The sequence below is a fragment of the Halomonas sp. N3-2A genome (genome assembly GCF_002216165.1).
In the GTDB taxonomy this organism is placed as follows: Bacteria; Pseudomonadota; Gammaproteobacteria; order Pseudomonadales; family Halomonadaceae; genus Vreelandella.
In genome coordinates this window covers 2,057,551-2,076,307 of sequence record NZ_CP022286.1, presented here as the reverse complement: position 1 = coordinate 2,076,307, position 18,757 = coordinate 2,057,551, and the positions used below count along the sequence as shown (strand labels likewise).

The following is an 18,757-nucleotide window of genomic DNA, read 5'->3' as shown; positions in this document are numbered from 1 at the left end:
GCCTCTTCTTGGTTAAGAAAATGGCCCTTGAGGTCGTGTAAGACCCAAGAGCCACGTGTTAGCAGTGAAACTTACAGGCTGCTATTTTAAACTTCCTGGTACAGTTCGCTACCTTCTCGGCGAAACTTCTCGGCTTGCTCCTGCATGCCACGCTTAACGGCCTCGGAATCGCTTTCAGCGGCATTCTCCGGTGTGCGGTCCCGATAGGTATCGCGTACTTCCTGGCTGATCTTCATGGAGCAGAACTTCGGCCCACACATGGAGCAGAAGTGCGCCACTTTGGCGGAGTCTTTCGGCAGGGTTTCGTCGTGGAATTCACGGGCGGTGTCCGGGTCTAGCCCCAGGTTGAACTGGTCTTCCCAGCGGAATTCAAAACGTGCTTTGGAAAGCGCGTTATCGCGACGCTGTGCTGCTGGGTGGCCCTTGGCCAAGTCCGCTGCGTGGGCAGCAATTTTGTAGGTGATGATGCCGGTTTTGACATCATCTTTATTCGGCAGACCCAAGTGCTCCTTTGGCGTCACATAGCAGAGCATTGCACAGCCGAACCAGCCGATCATGGCCGCACCGATGCCTGAGGTAATGTGGTCGTAGCCGGGGGCGATATCGGTGGTCAGTGGGCCGAGGGTATAGAAAGGTGCCTCGTGACACGCCTCAAGCTGCTTATCCATGTTCTCTTTAATCAGGTGCATGGGCACATGGCCAGGGCCTTCGATCATCACCTGAACATCATGTTTCCAGGCGATCTTCGTCAACTCACCCAGGGTCTCCAGCTCAGCGAACTGCGCTTCGTCGTTGGCATCGGCGACTGAGCCGGGGCGCAGGCCATCGCCCAACGAAAACGCTACGTCGTACTGCTTGCAGATCTCACAGATCTCTTCGAAGTGGGTATACAGGAAACTTTCCTGGTGATGGTACAAGCACCACTTGGCCATGATAGAGCCGCCACGGCTGACAATGCCGGTCACTCGGTTGGCAGTCATTGGCACATAGCGCAACAGTACGCCCGCGTGAATGGTGAAGTAATCCACGCCCTGTTCAGCCTGTTCAATCAAGGTGTCGCGGAACACTTCCCAGGTCAGGTTTTCGGCAATGCCGTTGACCTTCTCAAGCGCTTGATAGATCGGCACTGTACCAATCGGCACCGGCGAGTTGCGGATAATCCACTCACGGGTCTCGTGAATGTTCTGGCCAGTGGAAAGGTCCATGATGGTGTCCGATCCCCAGCGGATACCCCAGGTCATTTTGTCGACTTCTTCTTCAATCGACGAGGTAACTGCCGAGTTACCCAGGTTGCCGTTAATCTTGACCAGGAAATTACGGCCAATAATCATCGGCTCGGATTCTGGGTGGTTGATATTGTTGGGGATAATTGCGCGCCCCCGGGCAACTTCGTCGCGCACAAATTCCGGCGTGATCTCTTCCGGCAGTTTTGCACCAAAGCTCTGGCCAGGATGTTGGTGACCAAGAATACGCTCAACTTCAGCGGTGCCTAATGTTTGGCGGCGCTGGTTTTCGCGAATGGCGATAAATTCCATTTCAGGGGTAATAATGCCCTGGCGCGCATAGTGCAGTTGGGTGACATTTTTACCTGGTTTTGCCCGGCGCGGGGTGCGAGTTAAATCAAAACGCAACTGGGCAAGTGTCGGGTCGTTAGCGCGGCGATTGCCGTACTCACTGGTGGGGCCGTCAAGGAACTCGGTATCGTTGCGCTCTTCAATCCAGGCGCGGCGCAGGGCGGGTAAGCCTTTGCGTAAATCGTTGTTGGCGGCTGGGTCGGTGTAAGGGCCAGAGGTGTCGTACACCAGCAGCGGCGGGTTCTCTTCATCAATGCTGCTGGTTTTAGTAGGCGACAGGGTGATTTCCCGAAACGGCACGCGGATATCGGGCCGTGAGCCTTCAACGTACACCTTGCGCGACGCGGGCAGCGGCTGAATGGCAGCGGCATCGACTTGGGCGGTTTCAGCTAAAAAGTGGCTGGTTTTACTTTTTGAGGTCTTAGTTTTTACAGTTTCAGTTTCTAAAGTCTTCGTCATGACGGTCGTCTTCCTTCGTTGTTGATTATGGTTATTGTGTTGGCTTAATGGGTGAGGCTTTTGTCTGTTAGATCGCTGTCTATCAGATCCAGACCCATCTGCCAGAAATCGATTTCCAGACGCGTGGCGTCGCGGAAGATCTTGCTTAGCTCGGCAAAGCGGGCGGGGGTAACATCGGCCAGGCGGGCGTTGAGCCACTCAAGCTCTGCCTGCATGGCGGCCTGAAACTCCTGGCTTTCGTACATCGCTATCCAGGCATCAAACGGGTTTTGGCTGCCGCGTAGGGTAGAAGGCTGAGCGTTCAGCCAGTTGGCGATTTCGCCGTAGCCCACTAAGCAAGGAGCCAGCGCCACGTGCAAATCGAGCAGGTCGCCGCGATTGCCGGTGTCTAATACGTAGCGGGTATACGCCAAGGTAGCTCTGGCTTCGGGAAGCTCCGCCAGCTCTTGCTCGGAAATCCCCCACTCCTGGCAAAAGCCCACGTGCAGGCCCAGCTCCACATCCACAATGGCTTTTAAACCTTCATGGGCCTGGCGCAGATCAGCCAGCGTAGGGCTTTTATAGGCGGCCAACGCGTAGGCGCGGGCGAAGTGAATCAAAAACAGGTAGTCCTGTTTCAAATAGTGGCGAAACGATGCTTCTGGTAGCGCGGCGGTACCCAACTGACGGACAAAATCGTGCTCAATATAGGCGCGCCAGTCGTCATAGCAGGCATTAGTAAGATCAGCAAAGCGGTAGCCCATGGTGCCTCCGGTAGTAATGATCCGGAGGGCGAGCGATTGAGATCGAGTGAATGGCGCTGAAGGTGGCGTGCGATCGTGAGAAAGAGCTAGCCAAGGCCATCGCTTGATCCCTACGCCGGTACCCGCGTGCTCGTCATAGGAGCAGCACATTAGCCGGATCAGGTTCAGCGGGACCAGCGCTTTGGCAGTATCAAGTGGATACGCCCTGCGCCATCTCAGCCGGATTCACCGGCACCCCGTCAAGCAGTTAGTGCCAAGCAGTCTAGGAGGAGGAGAGAAGAGATGCAAGGGGGATAGTGAGTGAATAGCGAGCTTCTTAAAAACGTTGATGGACTCGGCTACTCTAACGCTGCCACGCGTCTCTCGATTGCCAGACAATCTAAAAAGTGCCGTACTTCATGGCCTGACAGGGTGGCAAAGTCCCGAAAGTTATGAAAACGAGTGAAAAAGCGAATCCAGTAGCAATAGGTTTTCTCAGTACGGAGGCTATAGCGCTTGACCCGCAGTGTCGCCTTGACGCGTTCCATTAGTCTCATAAGAGCCATCTTTAATTTATGTTCATTTATACAGTTTTATTGGGCAGTGAAAAACACGCAAGCACGCGAATTTTGGATATGCTTCCAAAATTGGCTTTGCCCCCTTGGGAATCAATGGGGTAGAGTCAAATTGGGTGGCTGCAAAACCCCAATGAATGTGCCGTCGCGTTTATTGGGGTTTTGTAGCGAGGCGTATAATCACTGTTAAGCCACGAAAATTCAAACATTTGGAGGATGAGTAATACATGGCCAAGGGACAGTCAGTAAATGAACCGAAAGCGGCCTTGGAGCTTCTGATTTCGCCTGTTGAGGCTGAGTCAAAGCTTACTGAGAGAATCGAAAAAGGTAAGGAGATCCTAGAACTTTGCCCGAGGTCGCATGAGGAGTTCAAAGAGGCACAAAGGCAATATTACAAATGGGATGACTTCAATGTGGAGCTTCTCAAGCGGCAATTCACTACCGATGAGTTGTCCGAGGAATATAGTGCATTTGTAGGCAGCTTTGCTGTTTCGATGGATGGTCCATCTCTGGCAGAAGAGATAAGAGACCTAAAAGATGATATTGAAAATAAGATACATAGAATCGAATCCATCATTGAGCGTTTAGAATTAATACCGGTATCTGGCACTTTGTCTTCATCTCCAGCAACAGAGTCAAACAAACAAAAAATAGACCGTAGCAAGGTCTTCATTGTTCACGGTCATGATAACGAAGCAAAACTTGAAGTCGCGAGGTTTGTCACGAAAATTGGGTTCGAACCAATAATCATTCATGAGCAAGTGAGTGCTAGTAAAACAATAATTGAGAAAATAGAAGCATATTCCGATGTAGGATTTGGTGTGGTTATTTATAGCCCTTGCGACGTGGGTGCTAAAAGCGACGATGCTGAGAACTTAAAAGGCCGTGCAAGGCAGAATGTCGTTTTTGAACACGGATTTCTAATTGGAAAATTAGGTCGGCCGAATGTCTGTCCTTTAGTAAAAGGGAATGTTGAAACTCCTAATGATATTTCTGGAGTGGTATATACCTCTATGGATAATGAAAATTGGCAATTAGAGCTAGCCAAAGAACTTCGTGAGGCCGGCTATACTGTCGATATGAATAAAGTCATATAGGCTTAACAAGTCGCGCCACGCGGACGCACTAAAGTGCGCCGGTGCGCTCTGGCGTTAAGCTAAATAAGCATCATACCCAAGGATAGTATATGAGTATCAATATAAAATTTTCCGAAAATGAAGCAAGAGAAATAGTTGGATTCACTCAAAGGTTGCTTGGCCCAATAGCTGAAGCCTCTGACTATTTAGGCGACAAAATCAGAGCTGCAAGATGGCGATCTGCAATTAGAACGCTTTCTATTGCTAAAGATTACGCTAACATCCATGGTGTGGAGCTGAACAACATCCCAACAAAGTTTTTGGTCCCATTTCTAGAAAAGTCATCACTAGAACCTGATGAAAATGACCTCTGCGAAACATGGGCAAGGTTGCTTATTACTGCCTCGCAGGATTTTAGGACAGAATTTATCTCGTATACTGAAATTCTTTCGAAACTAGATCCACAAGATGTACAGCTCCTTCAAAATATGTGGTCATCTTCAAATGAAGAATATTTAAACAGTATAGATAATACCTTGTATGTATATGGAGACTCACCTGATGGTGATAATTTAGATTTCCATAGTTATCATATAGATGAAAATACAGGTATAGATGAATTTGGTCGCTACATTGTGACCAATGAAATATTTCCAGAGGGCGACGAGGTTGGAAGTGTAGGTGGAGGTTCATATAGCTATACGACCGACATAAATCATCTTGAATATCTAGGTTTAATTAAAATAACAGCGCTTCTCGGTAATTCAAAAGGATCGAAGAGATATACAATAAAGGCAACAATTACTCCTCTGGGATTCTCATTTATTTCATCCTGTAACAAACCACTCAAAGGCGACCGCGAAAAAGCCGCGGCGCTTTAGTAGGGCGTTGAGCCTGTAGAAAAACTCCGCTGACGGCTAAGTTTTGGTAGGATCTAGGAAACAGACGAGGAGTGGTCAGCATGCCGCGCTTCAAAGCTTATAACTACGACCAGAACGCCATGGTGGTGATCAACTACCAAGATCAGCTCCAGCCAGGCACCTTTGAACACGCTGTGCACTACCCGAGCACAAGCTCGACTTGTCCGTTTTCCATAAGACAAATACGGCAAGTGCCATCGCAACGGTACCGGTCGATAGGTATTTTTTATTATCGAGAATAAGCGCTTGCCCAATTACACTGATTGGATGAAGAACCGAGTCGATAGCCCCAAGGACAAGCAGGTCTACAGCCATTGCATGTCGGTAGTGGAACCGGTGTTCGGCAATATTGGCACGACGAAACCGGTTCAGCCTACGGGGTAAGAAAAAGGAGCAGGGCCAGTGGCTATAGTGCTTGGTGCATAATATTGAGAAGTTGGCGAATTACGGCCACTTAGCCGCATCATGAAGGGCTTAGAGTGGAGTAAGTTGCTTTTTGAGAGCAAAAGGCCGTCTTCAACAAGCTTTAGCTGGACGCCCAAGTGGCTAAATGCCGATATTAAGATTACTCAGCCAGATGACCGGTTGGGTAAATGAATAAGGACAACAGGCGGTGGAAACGGCTCGAAATCGGGTTTTTCTACAGCCTCGTTAACTATGAAGGGGGAGGAGTAGATGGCTCGTGATTCTATCCCTAAGGGTATAAGGGAAACAGTTCTTGATGAGTATGACTATCGATGCGGGGTGTGTGGTGGTGATAGGCCGCACCTACACCACATTGACGAGGATGCAACGAATAATGTTCCAGAGAACCTCTTGCCGTTATGTCCGAATTGTCACCTCAGAGATCAGCATAACCCTACTAGAAAAGTTGATATTCCTAAGCTGAAAATTTTTAGGAAGTATAAAGATCCAGGAATTCTTGAGCCTCAGTTTCACCCAATATATGTTCGGCAATCATTTTTAGATGATGTTGAAGTCAATGTTGAACCTGTCGAAGAGTTGGAGAAACACGCAAATGAGCTAATTGAATTTGTGGCGTCTTTAGAAATGGGCGAGTTTTATGGAAAGCGACTTAAAGAACTGATTGGAAAGCCTAAGATGGCTTTTATTTTCAGTCTCGGTGGTGGTCACGATCCTGAATTTGAACGGCAGATGAGAAAATCTAAAGAGCAGTATAGACAGCAATTGATCGATAACAATGAACATGCAAAGGCGCTTCTTGTTGAATTGTTGCGTTACCAATCATGGGCAAATAGTTAACAATGCCATGCATGCGACAAGTGCATGATGGCGGGGCGTTAGTGCTCGTAGTCTAAAGAGAGATTTTTAATTAATGCTGGAACTTGGTGATTTAGAGCACGATGGCGTAGTTATAGTTGATGATGTTCGTTCCCGTGCTGAATTAATCGAGTTGGCAAAGTCTGTTGGTGAAATAAGGCCCCACCCGAATGGTGAAGATATATTCACATTAAAATCTAGCGATGGAAGGAAATCTCTTCCTGGAACATTAAGTAAAATTTATTGGTTGTCAGAATTTCCTTTTCATACCGATACAGCGTTTTGGGGGGTTCCTGCTAGGTATGTCGTAATGGGAATGTTCAGGAAGAGTCAATGTACTACCAACTACATTTCACTTTCTGATATCGCTGGAGTTGTTTCCAGCGATTTTCGTGCGGAGGCAGAAAAATCGATTTATCTAGTTAAAACCTTTGAAGGGTGTAAATATACATCTCCAGTTTTTTGTCGAAATGGGGTTCTGGGGATTCGATTCGATCCAAATGTTATGGAGCCAGCAAACGGTCATGCCAAAAAGTTTCATGGCGAGTTGTTAGCGGCTGTGGATGCTATCGAGCCGAGAAAGGTTCACTGGGATGGAAACAAAGCTATTGTTTTTGATAACTGGAAAAATTTACATAGCCGATCCGCAGTGAATAATGAGATGCGTGAGATATTTAGAATTTATTTGGAGGGGTAGATGAGCTGGGATAAAGACTCGCTATGGGCAAAATCAAAATTATATTTTGAGCGCTCATTTGACGTAGATAGAACAGATGATGTTTTTGGATTGTGGTGTGCCATGGGCTTGGAGTTATTGTCACGGTCTACGGTAGCACATTTTAGCCCTGTGCTCTTGGCCGAACCTGACAAGGATCAGCGCCATGTTCTATCGGCTCTGGGGCTTGGATCATCGACGTCTCAGCGCAAGTCAATAGCCACAAGTCAAGTACTTCGCCTCTGTAAAGAACTGATTCCGCAGTTCACAGATGACGAGCTCTCCATTGCGTTAGCTTTAGCCGGAAGGAGAAATGAAGAACTGCATTCTGGTACCGCAGCATTTGTAGAATATAAACATCAAAAGTGGATTGGTGGGTTCTATAAATGCTGCAAAGTCTTGGCTGAAGCTCAGGGGGAAAGCTTAACTAGCTTGCTAGGCGAGGACGAGGCGCAAACCGCCGAGAAGATAATAGAAGAAGTTAAAAGTCAAGTGACAAGCAAAGTTAAAAGTAAAATTGCTGCTTTTGAAAAGGTCTTTAGTGAAAAAGATCCTGATGAACAGGCTAGACTAAAACAGGAGTCAGAAGATCAAGGTGAAGTGCTTAGCCATCAACAGCATCATAGAGTCGAATGCCCTGCTTGTAGTTGTGTAGCAACAGTTCAAGGGGATACATACGGGCGTGAGCAAATTGAGAACACAGAAGATGAAGTAGTTGTAAGGCAGTCTGTTATCCCGACAAATTTTTCATGTAACGCGTGCGGCCTAAATTTGAATGGATACGGCGAGTTAATGGCTGCAAATGTTGCGGACCATTTCACCCATCGAGTGCACTATACTCCAGAAGAGTTTTATGAGCTTGTGGACCCGAACGACAGAGAAGCTATGGATTCATATGCTGAAGACCATGGCTATTTTCATTTCAGCAATGATTAGGCACTAACAAAGCGTTGCACCGGACGAGCCGGTGAACGCGGCGATACATTTTTGAGGGATCGAGAAATATTATGACTTGGATTATATTAGGATTTCAGGTCTTATTAGCCATACTTTTTACTCTTGCATGGAGCTGGATTAAGGGATTACCGGCTGCAATTCATAAGCGACAGGAGCAGCTTTTTAGTCAACAGTTGTCCAAAGAGCTTGAATTGTTAAAGATCAGTCAATCGCAAATTCAACTGAGGAAGATTGAAAAGTTCATAGATTTTGCAAAGCTTCAGCAAGATATCTTAACGAACGAAGATTTTAAGCGAAAAATAGCAGCGAAAGACCCTAAAGCGGTAACGAGACTAAGAGAGTTAGTAGTCGAGCTAGGAATTGGTTTGTTTTTCTTTGCCTCAGACGAAACCGTGCAGCGTTATGGCAGATGGAAAACTGAATCCGCTGTTGAAGGCGCTGACCCATTTGAGCTGCTTAGAGGGTTAGGTGAGTTAATGGTCGCACTTCGTCGTGATGTTGGCTATGACGAAACGAGCTTAACCAGCGATGACTATCTGAGAATGTTCATAACCGACTGGGATAAAATGCTTGCGAGAGAAAATGCATAACAAAGCCATGAAATTCGCTCCCTGCGGTCGCCGTACACTCACTTCGCTCGCGCCGTTGTGCGCGGCATTAGAGTGCTTTGGAGGCCATGGTGAGTAATTTAAACTTGGCCCTTCTAGCCAATCATCCCGAGCTACTGCCAGCACTTCGAGAAATGTTTGAGTGTGGATGGCCGGAGTATTACGGTGCGCGCGGCAGGGGAAACGCAGAAGAAGACCTGCTGGCATATTCCAATCACAATAAACTTCCTATTGGGGTCGTTGCGATGCAGGATGGCTCTGCGCTTGGTATCGCGGTATTGAAGGCTAAATGTGTTACTACACACGACCACCTCACTCCTTGGATGGGTGGCGGCATGGTACTCCCTCAGTACCGGCGTCGTGGAATTGGCGCAACATTGATTGTTGAGCTTGAAAGCATCGCACGCAAGCTGGGGTACAAAAAAATCTACTCCGGCACAAGCACAGCAAACAGCCTTCTGGAGCGAAGTGGCTGGTCGTATATCGAAACCGTGCTTTACGGAGGGGATAACGTATCCATCTATGAGAAAGCGCTCTAACTCAGGCGTTGCGGCTGTAGAAAGAGGCAGGGCCAGTGGCAGTTATACTGCCTGATGCATAATATTGAGACGTTAGCGAGTTATGGTTATCTAGCTGAATGCCGATATTAAGATGACTCAGTCTGGTTGAGCGTTCGTCCCATCCTTCAAGAAGATAGTTGAGTATACACATGGCCTTTATCGCACCTATCACCCTTACTGCCCATGGCGTAACGCTTGAGCCGCTCTCACTCAATCACGAAGCCGGTTTGCGCGCCGCCGCTGCAGATGGCGAGTTATGGAATCTGCGCATTACCTCGGTGCCAACGTCCGACGAGACACGTAACTATATTGACACCGCCTTAAAAAGCCGCGAGGAAGGCCATCGCTTTGCTTTCGCCGTGATTGAAGAGGCGAGTGGTAGGGTGCTTGGCACCACGAGTTACCATGATGTTTTGCCCAACGTAAAACGCGTTGAAATTGGCTACACCTGGTACGCCAAGCGGGTTCAGCGTACGCATGTCAATACCACCTGTAAGCTACTGCTATTGACTCACGCTTTCGACACACTGGGCTGTAACGTGGTCGGTTGGCGTACCGACAACTTCAACTTTGCCAGCCAACGTGCGATCGAGCGCCTAGGTGCGAAGAAAGATGGTGTCATCCGTGGCCATGCGCTGCGCCGCGATGGGACCATTCGCGATACAGTGATGTATAGCCTGAGCAGGGGCGAGTGGCCAGAGGTGTGCTCACACCTCAACTATCTGATAAGCCGATCCTGCGCACAGTGAGATTTATGGTGTGAGACTGGATTGAATCGCTTCTAAGGTTGGCCTGATGCTACCGCTAGGCTAAGTAGCATCGATTGCTATGTCCGGATGCCCTTTAGTACCAAGCCTCGCAACTTTATCAACACTGCTACGCGATGCGGCCGAAATCGGGGAAGGGGAATGAAAGCTACCAGCGAATTTATCGCAAACCTTAGCGACGTATTTGTACTATTTGGTGACATCCAAACTAAGCGTATGTTTGGCGGATATTGCGTTTATCGCGATGGCCTTATGTTTGCGCTAGTCGCCGATGATATTCTTTACCTTAAAGTCGACGAGCGTTCGGTAGGCTCTTTTATCGAGCTGGGAATGGAGCAGTTTGAATACGAGAAGAGCGGCAAAAGGGTAAAAATGACTTATTACGCGGCACCCGAGGAGATATTTGAAGATCCAGAACATGCTAAGGAGTGGGCTGATCGTGCTTATAAAGCGGCATTGCGGCAAAAAGCTCGTTGACGCGACCAGAGCAACGAGGGCAGTCCTTTAAGACTGCCCGGCGGCCACTCAAAGCAAAGGTTTATGCGTTGCTAGCCAAATCCACTGCTAGCAATCCGGCATTTTTAAGCGCATTAGCAACTGATCTCTGATGCCTTTCATCTCCAAATTCTTGGTACTCTGACGTTATTTCATGAAATGACTCGACGCCCAAGTATCTACCCAGTGTTTTAATATGTGGCCCTAGGTGATTCATATGCTCACGTTCACCTCCTGGCCCAAAGCCAAACTCTCCGCATGAAGAGACTAAAATAAGAGTCTTCCCAGACAAAAGTGGCTCTATAGGATGGTCGCCACGAGCTAAATCAAAGCTAAATGTTTTATTTATACGCATTACCTGGTCGAACCACGCTTTAAGAGGGGCAGGCATGCCGTAGTTGTACATAGGTGAAGATATTAAGATGACATCCGCTTGCGCTAACTCGCTAAATAACTGATCTGATAACGCTAGTTTTTCACGTTGCTCAGAGCTTTTTCGCTCATCCGGTGTGAAAACGGCACCTATCCAATCTTGGTCAATAAAATCAGGTGGGTTCAAGCCAATATCACGATAAATGTAATTATCTGCACTGTTAGCAGATTGCCATTTATCCACAAACTGCATAGCAATACGTTTTGATATTGAGTTGTGATCGGGGTTTGGGTTTGTCGCCTTACGTACGCTAGCGTCTATATGAAGTAATGTGCGCATGATGGCCTCAGCAGATAGCGGTGTGGAGTGGCTATGCTGCCCTTTTGCCAATACTGCGACAAATGAATAAACTGGATCGATAGGTGAGAAAAACTTATCTATTGAGAAGCCGGGCTGAGACCAAGAAATAGGAGGCTAGCGGTGAATGCTTCGCTACAGGCGATTAAGGTGTTTGAAGCGGCCGCTCGGCTGGGAAGCTTTAAAGATGCTGCGGAGGAGCTGTCGATAACGTCGGCGAATGTGTCGCATCACATCAGCAACCTTGAGAATAGGTTGGGAGTGCGGCTGTTTACCCGAATCAATCGGGGCGTGATTTTAACGTCAGAAGGGCACCAGCTCTCTGAGGCGACAACCGCCGGTTTGCAGAAAATCCAGACTGCTTTAGATAATATTAAGTCAGATGCCTCAAAGCTGAATGTTGATACCACCTCATCCTTTGCCGCCCTGGTGCTAATTCCGTTGCTACATGACTTTAATAAAATTTATCAAAATGTTGATGTTGAAATATCAACGGGTGAAGTAGTGGCATCGAAAGTGAATACCCTATCTATCCGTTTGGGAGACGTAAATCGCGTTGATGAATCAAATTTATTAAAGAAAAAGCGTTTTAACCTATATGGGAGCTGTCCTTTTATCCGCTCCATCACAGTGGATAAGCCGACAACGGTCTATCTGACTAAGTGGAAGAACAATAAACTGCCGGACTCACCTTGGGAAAACTGGTTAATTGAAAATGGAGAGTCACTGCCAAATTTTGAAATAAGGTATTTTGATCAGGAGCTTTATGGTGTGTATGAAGCTATAGCTGGGAAAGGGCTGGTGTTTTGTTCAGAGACCCTGGTTTCTGACTTTGTGAAAGCCAACGCATTGCAGCCCATTTCGTATCAAGGCGTCGATTCACTGCTGTGTTACTACATCCCGACCGAAAGCTGGCAGCATAGTGCCAAAATGCAGGCTTTTGTCGATTGGCTTAAGTCTATGATTGATTGAGATTTATATTCTGAGTGATCAGCTTCCTCCATAACAGGGTTTGTCTGTTCACTCTTCTGCTGCGAAGTAAACAACCATCTTGAGATGACGGTGTTCATCAACGATGAGCGTCTCATGGGTATAGGTATGATGCTCGCCCTCTGTATCAAGGAGGCTACTGATTCCTCGGTTGTAACCTTCCATGCTTGACGCTTCCCACCAGTGCCGGAAGTCTGGCGATAACTGGCAAAGCTCTTCAATTTGCGTTTGCATGACTGGGTCTTCAGGGGCGACAGCTAAGTCACAACGAAACTGTGCCAGCATATTCGACGCATCCTGTTGCCAGTCAGGGAGTCGTCGACGCAGGTCGGGAGCGGTAAATACCATCCTTAATAGATTGCGCTCAGACGCTTCTCGGCTGCTGAACTGAAGTAGTTCATCAGCCTGCGCATTCCAGCCAATAGCATCCCAACGCAGGTTCATCACGTAACTAGGGCGAGAGAGGTCATCCATCAGCGACTGGATTCGGGGGGAAGTACTCTGCTCTTGATACGCTTCTGCAGGCGGTGCTCGGCGGTGCGCTAATAGAAATAGGTGACAGCACTCGGCGTCATCCAGTTTTAGGGCACGGGAGAGGTTGAGCAGAAAACGTTCGGAGACCTTAATGTCACGGCCCTGCTCAAACCAGGTGTACCACGTCAGGCCTACCCCAGCGAGCGCAGCAACCTCTTCTCGTCTTAAGCCCGGGGTACGCCTTCGCCCGCTAGTGGGAAGCCCGACGTCAGCAGGCGTTAATTTTTGACGATGCCGCAGCATGAATTCGGTGAGATCACACTGTGTTCGCTCAAGCCTATGATTCGCCACGCTATTACCTCTAGTAATAGGATAATTAGCTATATTGTAACCCCATATAGAGTGTCTGAGAATGCCTACTTCCATGATGAAGTCGGAGGCGACATGTCATTCAGCTGTGATGTTCACACCCCTGTTAATACGGACACAGGTAATACGGACACAGGTTATACGGATACCGGCGGAAGGCCCTGCAACAAGGCTGGCATTAAAGAGTGGGCGGGGCTTGCGGTATTGGCCCTGCCCACCATGCTGCTTGGGCTCGATGTCACTATTCTCTACCTTGCGCTTCCTGCCTTAGCGGTAGAGCTACAGCCGAGCAGTACGCAGGCGCTGTGGATTATGGATGCCTACGGCTTCATGATCGCTGGTTTTCTTATCACGATGGGCACGCTAGGGGATCGGGTTGGCCGACGTCGACTACTAATGATCGGGGCCTTTGCGTTTGCGGTCGCGTCAGTGTTTGCCGCTTATGCGCCTAATGCCGAGTGGCTTATTGTGGCGCGGGCAGCGCTGGGTGTTGCCGGAGCAACGCTGATGCCTTCTACGCTGGCCTTGATTAGCAATATGTTTTTTGATCTGCGCCAGCGGGCATTGGCGATTGGGATATGGGCGACCATGTTTGCACTGGGGATGGCCTTGGGGCCGGTAGTCGGTGGGTTGCTGTTAGCCCCCTTTTGGTGGGGAGCGGCTTTCCTAATTGCCGTGCCCATCGTCATCGTACTGTTATTAACTGCGCCATTACTGCTGCCGGAGTATCGCAATCCGCAGGCAGGCCGTCTGGATATTTTAAGTGTTCTACTGCTGTTGATAGCAATTCTGCCAAGTATCTATGCCATAAAGGCGTTCTCTAAAGCCGGTGTGACGCCACTGGTAGTGATGACACTGGCGTTAGGGATCATAGGAACATTGCTCTTTGTGCATCGACAAAAGAAGCTTCTTGATCCTTTGCTTGATCTCAAACTGTTTGCTAGTAAAACCTTTACTGCTGCGCTGGTCATAATGTTGCTAGGGCTGGTGGGTGTGGCGGGAATGATGCTTCTAGTCACTCAATATCTTCAGCTAGTAGCGGGCTACACGCCGCTGATTGCTGGACTGTGGATGGGGCCGCCGGCGCTGATGATGGTGCTTGCCGGTATTCTTGCTCCTATCTTGGCGCGCCGTATTCGGCCTGCGTTTGTTATTGCTGTCGCGCTGATGCTTGCAAGCATCGGCTGTGCTTTTCTGGCTCGAGTAGACCCGCTGTCTGTTCAGGTACTCCAGGTCGTTTTGGGATTTTCATTAGTGTATCTGGGGTTGGGCACCATCGCTGCGCTGGGCACCGACTTGGTGGTAGGCGCGGCTCCTGCGGAAAAAGCTGGGTCCGCGTCGTCCATGTCCGAGATGGTTCAGGAGTTGGGTGTAGCGCTGGGCGTAGCACTTCTCGGTAGCCTGGCAACCCTGTTGTATCGCGTGCAGATTGCCAGTGCGATTCCTGATGAGGTGCCAGACGATGTCTCCCGTGCCCTTGGAGAAAGTTTGTGGTCCGCAACGTCCGTTGCTGAACGACTTCCCGACGGGATACTTGAGCAAGCACAGTCAGCGTTTACGCAAGGAATGAATGCTGTGGCCATCGTCAGTGGCATCACTATTTTGGCGCTGGCGTTGTTGTCGGCTGCTAGCCTTCGGCATGTACAGGCAGTTGGTGAGGGTGAGCACTAAATTTTGACATGCAACTATTTGGTTGCATAATGTCGTTATGACAACTAATCTCAATCTTGTTTTCAAAGCGCTCGCTGATCCCTCGCGGCGCCAGCTGCTGGATAGCCTGTTTGAAAATAATGGGCAGGCACTCAATGAACTGTGCGAACGACTCTCCATGAGTCGACAGGGCGTTACCAGACACTTGGCGCTGCTGGAAGAAGCGGGGCTGGTGGTTACGGCGTGGCGGGGGAGAGAAAAGCTGCATTACCTCAATGCCGAGCCAATTCAGCAGATCCACCAACGCTGGGTCAGTAAGTTCACTCATCAGCGGATTGCGGCGGTGGACAGTCTCAAACAGAAGCTTGAGGACCATCACAATGAGTAAGCCCGATTTTGCCTACGTTATTTACATTAACACGACGCCCGAGCAACTGTGGAAAGCGTTGACGGAAGGGGAGTTTACCCGCGAATACTGGGGTGGGCGGCAGCTTACGTCGGCGTGGACGGCGGGAGCAACGGTTAAACTAGTCAAGGCCGATGGATCACTGGATTGGCGCGGCGAGGTGCTGGAGTCAGACCCGCCGCACCGTTTGTCCTATACCTTCATTCCTGAAAACGATGACGAGATGCCAGGATACGAGGGCGAAAAAGTTGATCTGACGAGACCTGAAAAACCGTCTCGGGTCACGTTTGAGATTGCCGAGTATATGGGCCAAGTACGCCTAACGCTGATTCACGATCAATTCGAGGAGAACAGCAAGGTACTGCAAGGCATCAGCGTCGGCTGGCCAGTCATTCTTTCCAGTCTCAAAAGCTTGCTGGAAGGCGGCAGCCCTCTGCTAAGGAGTGATACTGATGGCGCGCATTGAACATATTCAATACGTAAATGCCCCTCTTTCACGTGTTTACGAAGTGTTGACCACGGCTCGTGGCCTGGCCGAGGTGTGGACCCAGGATTTAACATTCACTGCCCAACTTGATGCGGTCAATGAATTCCGATTTGGGGATGAGCACCCGACAAAGATGACGATCGTGAAGCTGGTGCCCAATGCTAAGATGACTTGGCAATGTATCGATTCAGACCCGGAGTGGATTGGGACCAGCGTCAGTTTCGAGCTAGAACAACGAGGAGGCAAAACGGCCGTCACTCTCAAGCATACCGATTGGCGTGAAGTGACCGAGTTCTTCCGTTTCTGCAACTATAACTGGGCGATATTCCTGCTGAGCCTTAAGCAATACTGTGAAGAAGGGGCCGGTATTCATTACCAGACCCGGACGTTTTAGTAGAGCCGCTGTTCAATTGTGACAAGCAATCACGATCAGCCTTCAGAATAATATTTTGCAAATTGTTGTCGATATTTACCTCCCCCACACGACTGCTTGGCATAGGACGAAGCCATTTCGGCTTTCGGATGAACACACTTATTGATAAAGGAATATTCAGTGAAAGCCGATATGATAAAAATGGCACTGGTGCTCGGCCTGCTGAGCTGGATCGGCCCTTTTGCCATTGATATGTACTTGCCCGCTATGCCGGCCATCAGTGAAGACCTGGGGGCGTCGGTGTCGGCCGCGCAGTGGACGTTGATGTCGTTCTTCATTGCGTTTGGTATCTGCCAGCTTTTTTACGGACCGGCCTCCGATGTGTTCGGCCGCAAGCCACCGCTCTACTTTGGCCTTGGTATCTTCGGTGTCGCCTCGATTGGTTGTGCGTTCGCGCCCACCATCGAATGGCTGATTGCTTTGCGCTTTTTGCAAGGTATGGGGGCGGCTGCGGTCATGTCTATTCCGCGCGCGGTGATCCGTGACCGCTACACCGGCACCGAGGCGACTCGCATGATGTCCACCATCATGCTGGTGATTGCCGTTTCACCGATGCTAGCACCCCTGATGGGCACCTCGATCATCGTGCCCTTCGGCTGGCGTGCTGTCTTTGTCGCGGTCGCCATTGCCACGGTGTTGGGCCTGTTTCTGACCAGCTTCGCTTTGAAGGAAACGTTGGCCCCGGCAGACCGCGCACCTTTTCGCTTCAACGCCATGATGAACGCTTTCGGCGTATTGTTCCGGGACTCGGGATATATGGGCCTGACGTTGATTGGTGGTATGGGCATGGCCAGTTTCTTTGCCTTTCTGGCCACCGCCTCGTTTCTCTACACCGGCTACTACGGCCTTACAGCATTCCAGTTCAGTCTCGCGTTCGCACTGAACGCCCTGGGGTTCTTTACCACCAGCCAGATTGCCTCCAATCTCGGTGTCCGTTTCGGTTCCATCACGGTGGTGAAATGGGCGGTGGCAGGTTACGCCGTGTCGGCCTGCCTGATGTTTACGCTGGTGGCGCTGGGATACACCAGTTTCCCGCTGCTGGTGGGAATGCTGATTACAACCTTTGCGTTTCTTGGTCTGGTGATTCCCACGTCCATGGTGTTATCGCTGGAGGAACACGGCCCCATCGCCGGTACAGCGGCGGCCTTGGGCGGCACCCTACAAATGATGCTGGGCGCTGCCGCCATTGCTGTGGTCAGTGTGGTGTTCGACGGCACCCCACTGATGCTGACCGCAGCCATCGCACTGTGCTCGCTGGTGGCCGCGGGCTTGTCGCTGTTGACCTTGCGCGGTACGCCACAAGAGGCCGTGGTCTAGGGTTTTTGAAAGATGTCAACTTGCAGGCTTGGCCCGCAAGTTGACGTCATCCAGCCCTTGCAGGGTAAGCCCTGTAATTGTTAATGGGCTTCCTGGGTGGTTAACGATCGAATACGAAGGGCTAACCCAGATCATGACACTGGAAGTTGTGGATAGTCGTATCCAGGCACTATACGTTATGCGTAATCCAGATAAATTACGCCATTTGGCTGACCTGCTACCGAAGCTTTAGTCTTTAGTTAAATAAATGGCTTCTTCTTACGCTTTTTATGGTGGCTTGATGTGTGAAAGCTCAATCGCTTAAGAAAGAGTTCCAAGTTTAAAAAGGGGGCATGGTTATAATTGGCTGGTTAAGCATTAAAAAAAGCTGTGTGCTCGGCTAATACTGCTAAGCCAATTCCGATTAGCACAATACCGCCGATAAGTTCGGCCCAGTGACCGACAAAATGGCCAAGCTTATTACCCAGAAAAGTGCCGATAGAGGCCATTACCGTAGTAGCGAGACCGATAGCTAGGCTGGTGGCGATGATATTGGCATCGATGAAGGCGAGGCTGGCGCCCACAGCCATGGCATCAATGCTGGTAGCAGTGGCGGTTAACACCAATAACCAGAGCGTCTGTTTGCGATGCTCTATTTTGTCTTCCTTTGTGATCCCAGCATGCATCATATGCAGGCCGATCAGTGCTAGCAGGGTAAAGGCAATCCAGTGGTCCCAGGCTTCAACGTACTGTTGAGATGCTTTGCCCGCTATCCAGCCTAGTAAGGGGGTTAACGTTTCAATAATGCCGAAGACGAGACCAATGCCAATGGCATGTCGGAATCTGGGTTTTTTTAACTCGGCACCTTTACTTATCGAGGCGGCAAATGCATCGGCCGACATGGAAACGGCTAGAAACAACATGGTGGTCGGTGTCATTGAGTGTGAACTCTCGCCAAAAATTACCGCGCATAAATCCCTTGGGCATCACCTAGAGCGGTATGCCTGAGTAACAAGGTCGGGTATTCAGTTGCGATGAATCCTACCATATTTGATTAAACAAACAAGCAGCGTAGTTAAAAATAAAGTTTGTAGTTGCGAACTAGTATAGCCTTGGCTAACAGTGTTTATATTGGCTTATTTTCTTGGCTTTTATATATTTTATAATAGTTGATTCAAGGTTGTTTAAATAGCATGAGGCTAAAAGTGGATGT

At 49.3% G+C, this 18,757-nt stretch carries 21 protein-coding genes and 1 riboswitch; of the genes, 15 read left to right on the top strand and 6 right to left on the bottom strand.

Annotation, left to right across the window (positions count from 1 at the left end):
* Window positions 1-86 precede the first annotated feature (86 nt).
* From thiC to CEK60_RS09815, 3 genes are all read right to left on the bottom strand, one after another.
* On the bottom strand, window positions 87-2,033 hold the full coding sequence (gene thiC / locus CEK60_RS09825) for a phosphomethylpyrimidine synthase ThiC (RefSeq protein ID WP_089038857.1): 1,947 nt from the start codon (window positions 2,031-2,033) through the stop codon (window positions 87-89).
* Between the two features lie 44 nt (window positions 2,034-2,077).
* Window positions 2,078-2,776, bottom strand: a complete 699-nt coding sequence (gene tenA, locus CEK60_RS09820; protein WP_089038856.1) for a thiaminase II — start codon at window positions 2,774-2,776, stop codon at window positions 2,078-2,080.
* Window positions 2,777-2,866: 90 nt separating this feature from the next.
* Window positions 2,867-3,025, bottom strand: a riboswitch (TPP riboswitch).
* 89 nt (window positions 3,026-3,114) lie between these two features.
* Window positions 3,115-3,303 carry a phage integrase N-terminal SAM-like domain-containing protein gene (locus CEK60_RS09815; RefSeq protein ID WP_232471496.1) on the bottom strand — a complete coding sequence of 63 codons (189 nt, stop codon included), beginning with the start codon at window positions 3,301-3,303 and terminating at the stop codon, window positions 3,115-3,117.
* 254 nt (window positions 3,304-3,557) lie between these two features.
* Here CEK60_RS09815 and CEK60_RS09810 point away from each other — a divergent pair, with 254 nt between their 5' ends.
* The 9 genes from CEK60_RS09810 (at window position 3,558) to CEK60_RS09760 (ending at window position 10,691) form a co-directional block, all read left to right on the top strand.
* Complete coding sequence (locus CEK60_RS09810; protein WP_198361493.1) at window positions 3,558-4,427, top strand: TIR domain-containing protein; 870 nt, start codon at window positions 3,558-3,560, stop codon at window positions 4,425-4,427.
* A gap of 89 nt (window positions 4,428-4,516) precedes the next feature.
* Entirely contained in the window at window positions 4,517-5,287 is a 771-nt protein-coding gene (locus CEK60_RS09805) for an Abi-alpha family protein (RefSeq protein ID WP_089038854.1), read from the top strand.
* Between the two features lie 714 nt (window positions 5,288-6,001).
* On the top strand, window positions 6,002-6,589 hold the full coding sequence (locus tag CEK60_RS09790) for an HNH endonuclease (protein WP_089038853.1): 588 nt from the start codon (window positions 6,002-6,004) through the stop codon (window positions 6,587-6,589).
* A 73-nt stretch (window positions 6,590-6,662) separates the two neighbouring features.
* Complete coding sequence (locus CEK60_RS09785) at window positions 6,663-7,304, top strand: hypothetical protein (RefSeq protein WP_089038852.1); 642 nt, start codon at window positions 6,663-6,665, stop codon at window positions 7,302-7,304.
* Window positions 7,305-8,258 (top strand): hypothetical protein, encoded by a 954-nt coding sequence (locus CEK60_RS09780; RefSeq protein WP_089038851.1) that lies wholly within the window; start codon window positions 7,305-7,307, stop codon window positions 8,256-8,258.
* Between the two features lie 71 nt (window positions 8,259-8,329).
* The gene (locus tag CEK60_RS09775; RefSeq protein WP_089038850.1) at window positions 8,330-8,869 is read left to right on the top strand and encodes a hypothetical protein; all 540 of its coding nucleotides are present in this window, start codon (window positions 8,330-8,332) and stop codon (window positions 8,867-8,869) included.
* Between the two features lie 89 nt (window positions 8,870-8,958).
* Entirely contained in the window at window positions 8,959-9,426 is a 468-nt protein-coding gene (locus CEK60_RS09770) for a GNAT family N-acetyltransferase (protein WP_157698028.1), read from the top strand.
* A gap of 170 nt (window positions 9,427-9,596) precedes the next feature.
* A complete protein-coding gene (locus CEK60_RS09765) occupies window positions 9,597-10,196 on the top strand; it encodes a GNAT family N-acetyltransferase (RefSeq protein ID WP_089038848.1) in 600 nt (199 codons plus the stop codon).
* A 159-nt stretch (window positions 10,197-10,355) separates the two neighbouring features.
* The gene (locus CEK60_RS09760) at window positions 10,356-10,691 is read left to right on the top strand and encodes a TfoX/Sxy family protein (RefSeq protein WP_089038847.1); all 336 of its coding nucleotides are present in this window, start codon (window positions 10,356-10,358) and stop codon (window positions 10,689-10,691) included.
* A 61-nt stretch (window positions 10,692-10,752) separates the two neighbouring features.
* Here the strand turns inward: CEK60_RS09760 and CEK60_RS09755 are convergent, their stop codons facing one another.
* Window positions 10,753-11,421, bottom strand: coding sequence for an FMN-dependent NADH-azoreductase (locus tag CEK60_RS09755; RefSeq protein WP_089038846.1), 669 nt, complete (start codon window positions 11,419-11,421; stop codon window positions 10,753-10,755).
* Between the two features lie 141 nt (window positions 11,422-11,562).
* Here CEK60_RS09755 and CEK60_RS09750 point away from each other — a divergent pair, with 141 nt between their 5' ends.
* The gene (locus CEK60_RS09750) at window positions 11,563-12,411 is read left to right on the top strand and encodes a LysR family transcriptional regulator (RefSeq protein ID WP_157698027.1); all 849 of its coding nucleotides are present in this window, start codon (window positions 11,563-11,565) and stop codon (window positions 12,409-12,411) included.
* 48 nt (window positions 12,412-12,459) lie between these two features.
* Here the strand turns inward: CEK60_RS09750 and CEK60_RS09745 are convergent, their stop codons facing one another.
* Complete coding sequence (locus CEK60_RS09745) at window positions 12,460-13,254, bottom strand: helix-turn-helix transcriptional regulator (protein WP_089038844.1); 795 nt, start codon at window positions 13,252-13,254, stop codon at window positions 12,460-12,462.
* Window positions 13,255-13,347: 93 nt separating this feature from the next.
* On the opposite strand from CEK60_RS09745, the gene CEK60_RS09740 reads away from it, so the two are divergent.
* The 5 genes from CEK60_RS09740 (at window position 13,348) to CEK60_RS09720 (ending at window position 17,565) form a co-directional block, all read left to right on the top strand.
* Window positions 13,348-14,943 (top strand): MFS transporter, encoded by a 1,596-nt coding sequence (locus CEK60_RS09740; RefSeq protein ID WP_089038843.1) that lies wholly within the window; start codon window positions 13,348-13,350, stop codon window positions 14,941-14,943.
* Between the two features lie 37 nt (window positions 14,944-14,980).
* The gene (locus tag CEK60_RS09735; protein ID WP_083007844.1) at window positions 14,981-15,310 is read left to right on the top strand and encodes an ArsR/SmtB family transcription factor; all 330 of its coding nucleotides are present in this window, start codon (window positions 14,981-14,983) and stop codon (window positions 15,308-15,310) included.
* Window positions 15,303-15,794 (top strand): SRPBCC family protein, encoded by a 492-nt coding sequence (locus CEK60_RS09730; RefSeq protein WP_089038842.1) that lies wholly within the window; start codon window positions 15,303-15,305, stop codon window positions 15,792-15,794. The genes CEK60_RS09735 and CEK60_RS09730 overlap by 8 nt, the downstream gene beginning before the upstream one ends.
* On the top strand, window positions 15,781-16,209 hold the full coding sequence (locus tag CEK60_RS09725) for an SRPBCC family protein (RefSeq protein WP_089038841.1): 429 nt from the start codon (window positions 15,781-15,783) through the stop codon (window positions 16,207-16,209). Before CEK60_RS09730 ends, CEK60_RS09725 begins: the two co-directional genes overlap by 14 nt.
* 159 nt (window positions 16,210-16,368) lie before the next feature.
* Window positions 16,369-17,565: a multidrug effflux MFS transporter gene (locus CEK60_RS09720; protein WP_198361491.1), complete on the top strand. Its 1,197-nt coding sequence runs from the start codon at window positions 16,369-16,371 to the stop codon at window positions 17,563-17,565.
* Between the two features lie 350 nt (window positions 17,566-17,915).
* Here the strand turns inward: CEK60_RS09720 and CEK60_RS09710 are convergent, their stop codons facing one another.
* The gene (locus CEK60_RS09710; RefSeq protein ID WP_089038840.1) at window positions 17,916-18,482 is read right to left on the bottom strand and encodes a manganese efflux pump MntP; all 567 of its coding nucleotides are present in this window, start codon (window positions 18,480-18,482) and stop codon (window positions 17,916-17,918) included.
* Window positions 18,483-18,757 lie beyond the last annotated feature (275 nt).

Bases quoted from the DNA above. Each gene is read 5' to 3' on its own strand.
- thiC (WP_089038857.1), bottom strand. From the start codon at position 2,033: ATGACGAAGACTTTAGAAACTGAAACTGTAAAAACTAAGACCTCAAAA.
- tenA (WP_089038856.1), bottom strand. From the start codon at position 2,776: ATGGGCTACCGCTTTGCTGATCTTACTAATGCCTGCTATGACGACTGG.
- CEK60_RS09815 (WP_232471496.1), bottom strand. From the start codon at position 3,303: ATGGAACGCGTCAAGGCGACACTGCGGGTCAAGCGCTATAGCCTCCGT.
- CEK60_RS09810 (WP_198361493.1), top strand. From the start codon at position 3,558: ATGGCCAAGGGACAGTCAGTAAATGAACCGAAAGCGGCCTTGGAGCTT.
- CEK60_RS09805 (WP_089038854.1), top strand. From the start codon at position 4,517: ATGAGTATCAATATAAAATTTTCCGAAAATGAAGCAAGAGAAATAGTT.
- CEK60_RS09790 (WP_089038853.1), top strand. From the start codon at position 6,002: ATGGCTCGTGATTCTATCCCTAAGGGTATAAGGGAAACAGTTCTTGAT.
- CEK60_RS09785 (WP_089038852.1), top strand. From the start codon at position 6,663: ATGCTGGAACTTGGTGATTTAGAGCACGATGGCGTAGTTATAGTTGAT.
- CEK60_RS09780 (WP_089038851.1), top strand. From the start codon at position 7,305: ATGAGCTGGGATAAAGACTCGCTATGGGCAAAATCAAAATTATATTTT.
- CEK60_RS09775 (WP_089038850.1), top strand. From the start codon at position 8,330: ATGACTTGGATTATATTAGGATTTCAGGTCTTATTAGCCATACTTTTT.
- CEK60_RS09765 (WP_089038848.1), top strand. From the start codon at position 9,597: ATGGCCTTTATCGCACCTATCACCCTTACTGCCCATGGCGTAACGCTT.
- CEK60_RS09760 (WP_089038847.1), top strand. From the start codon at position 10,356: ATGAAAGCTACCAGCGAATTTATCGCAAACCTTAGCGACGTATTTGTA.
- CEK60_RS09755 (WP_089038846.1), bottom strand. From the start codon at position 11,421: ATGCGCACATTACTTCATATAGACGCTAGCGTACGTAAGGCGACAAAC.
- CEK60_RS09740 (WP_089038843.1), top strand. From the start codon at position 13,348: ATGTCATTCAGCTGTGATGTTCACACCCCTGTTAATACGGACACAGGT.
- CEK60_RS09735 (WP_083007844.1), top strand. From the start codon at position 14,981: ATGACAACTAATCTCAATCTTGTTTTCAAAGCGCTCGCTGATCCCTCG.
- CEK60_RS09730 (WP_089038842.1), top strand. From the start codon at position 15,303: ATGAGTAAGCCCGATTTTGCCTACGTTATTTACATTAACACGACGCCC.
- CEK60_RS09725 (WP_089038841.1), top strand. From the start codon at position 15,781: ATGGCGCGCATTGAACATATTCAATACGTAAATGCCCCTCTTTCACGT.
- CEK60_RS09710 (WP_089038840.1), bottom strand. From the start codon at position 18,482: ATGACACCGACCACCATGTTGTTTCTAGCCGTTTCCATGTCGGCCGAT.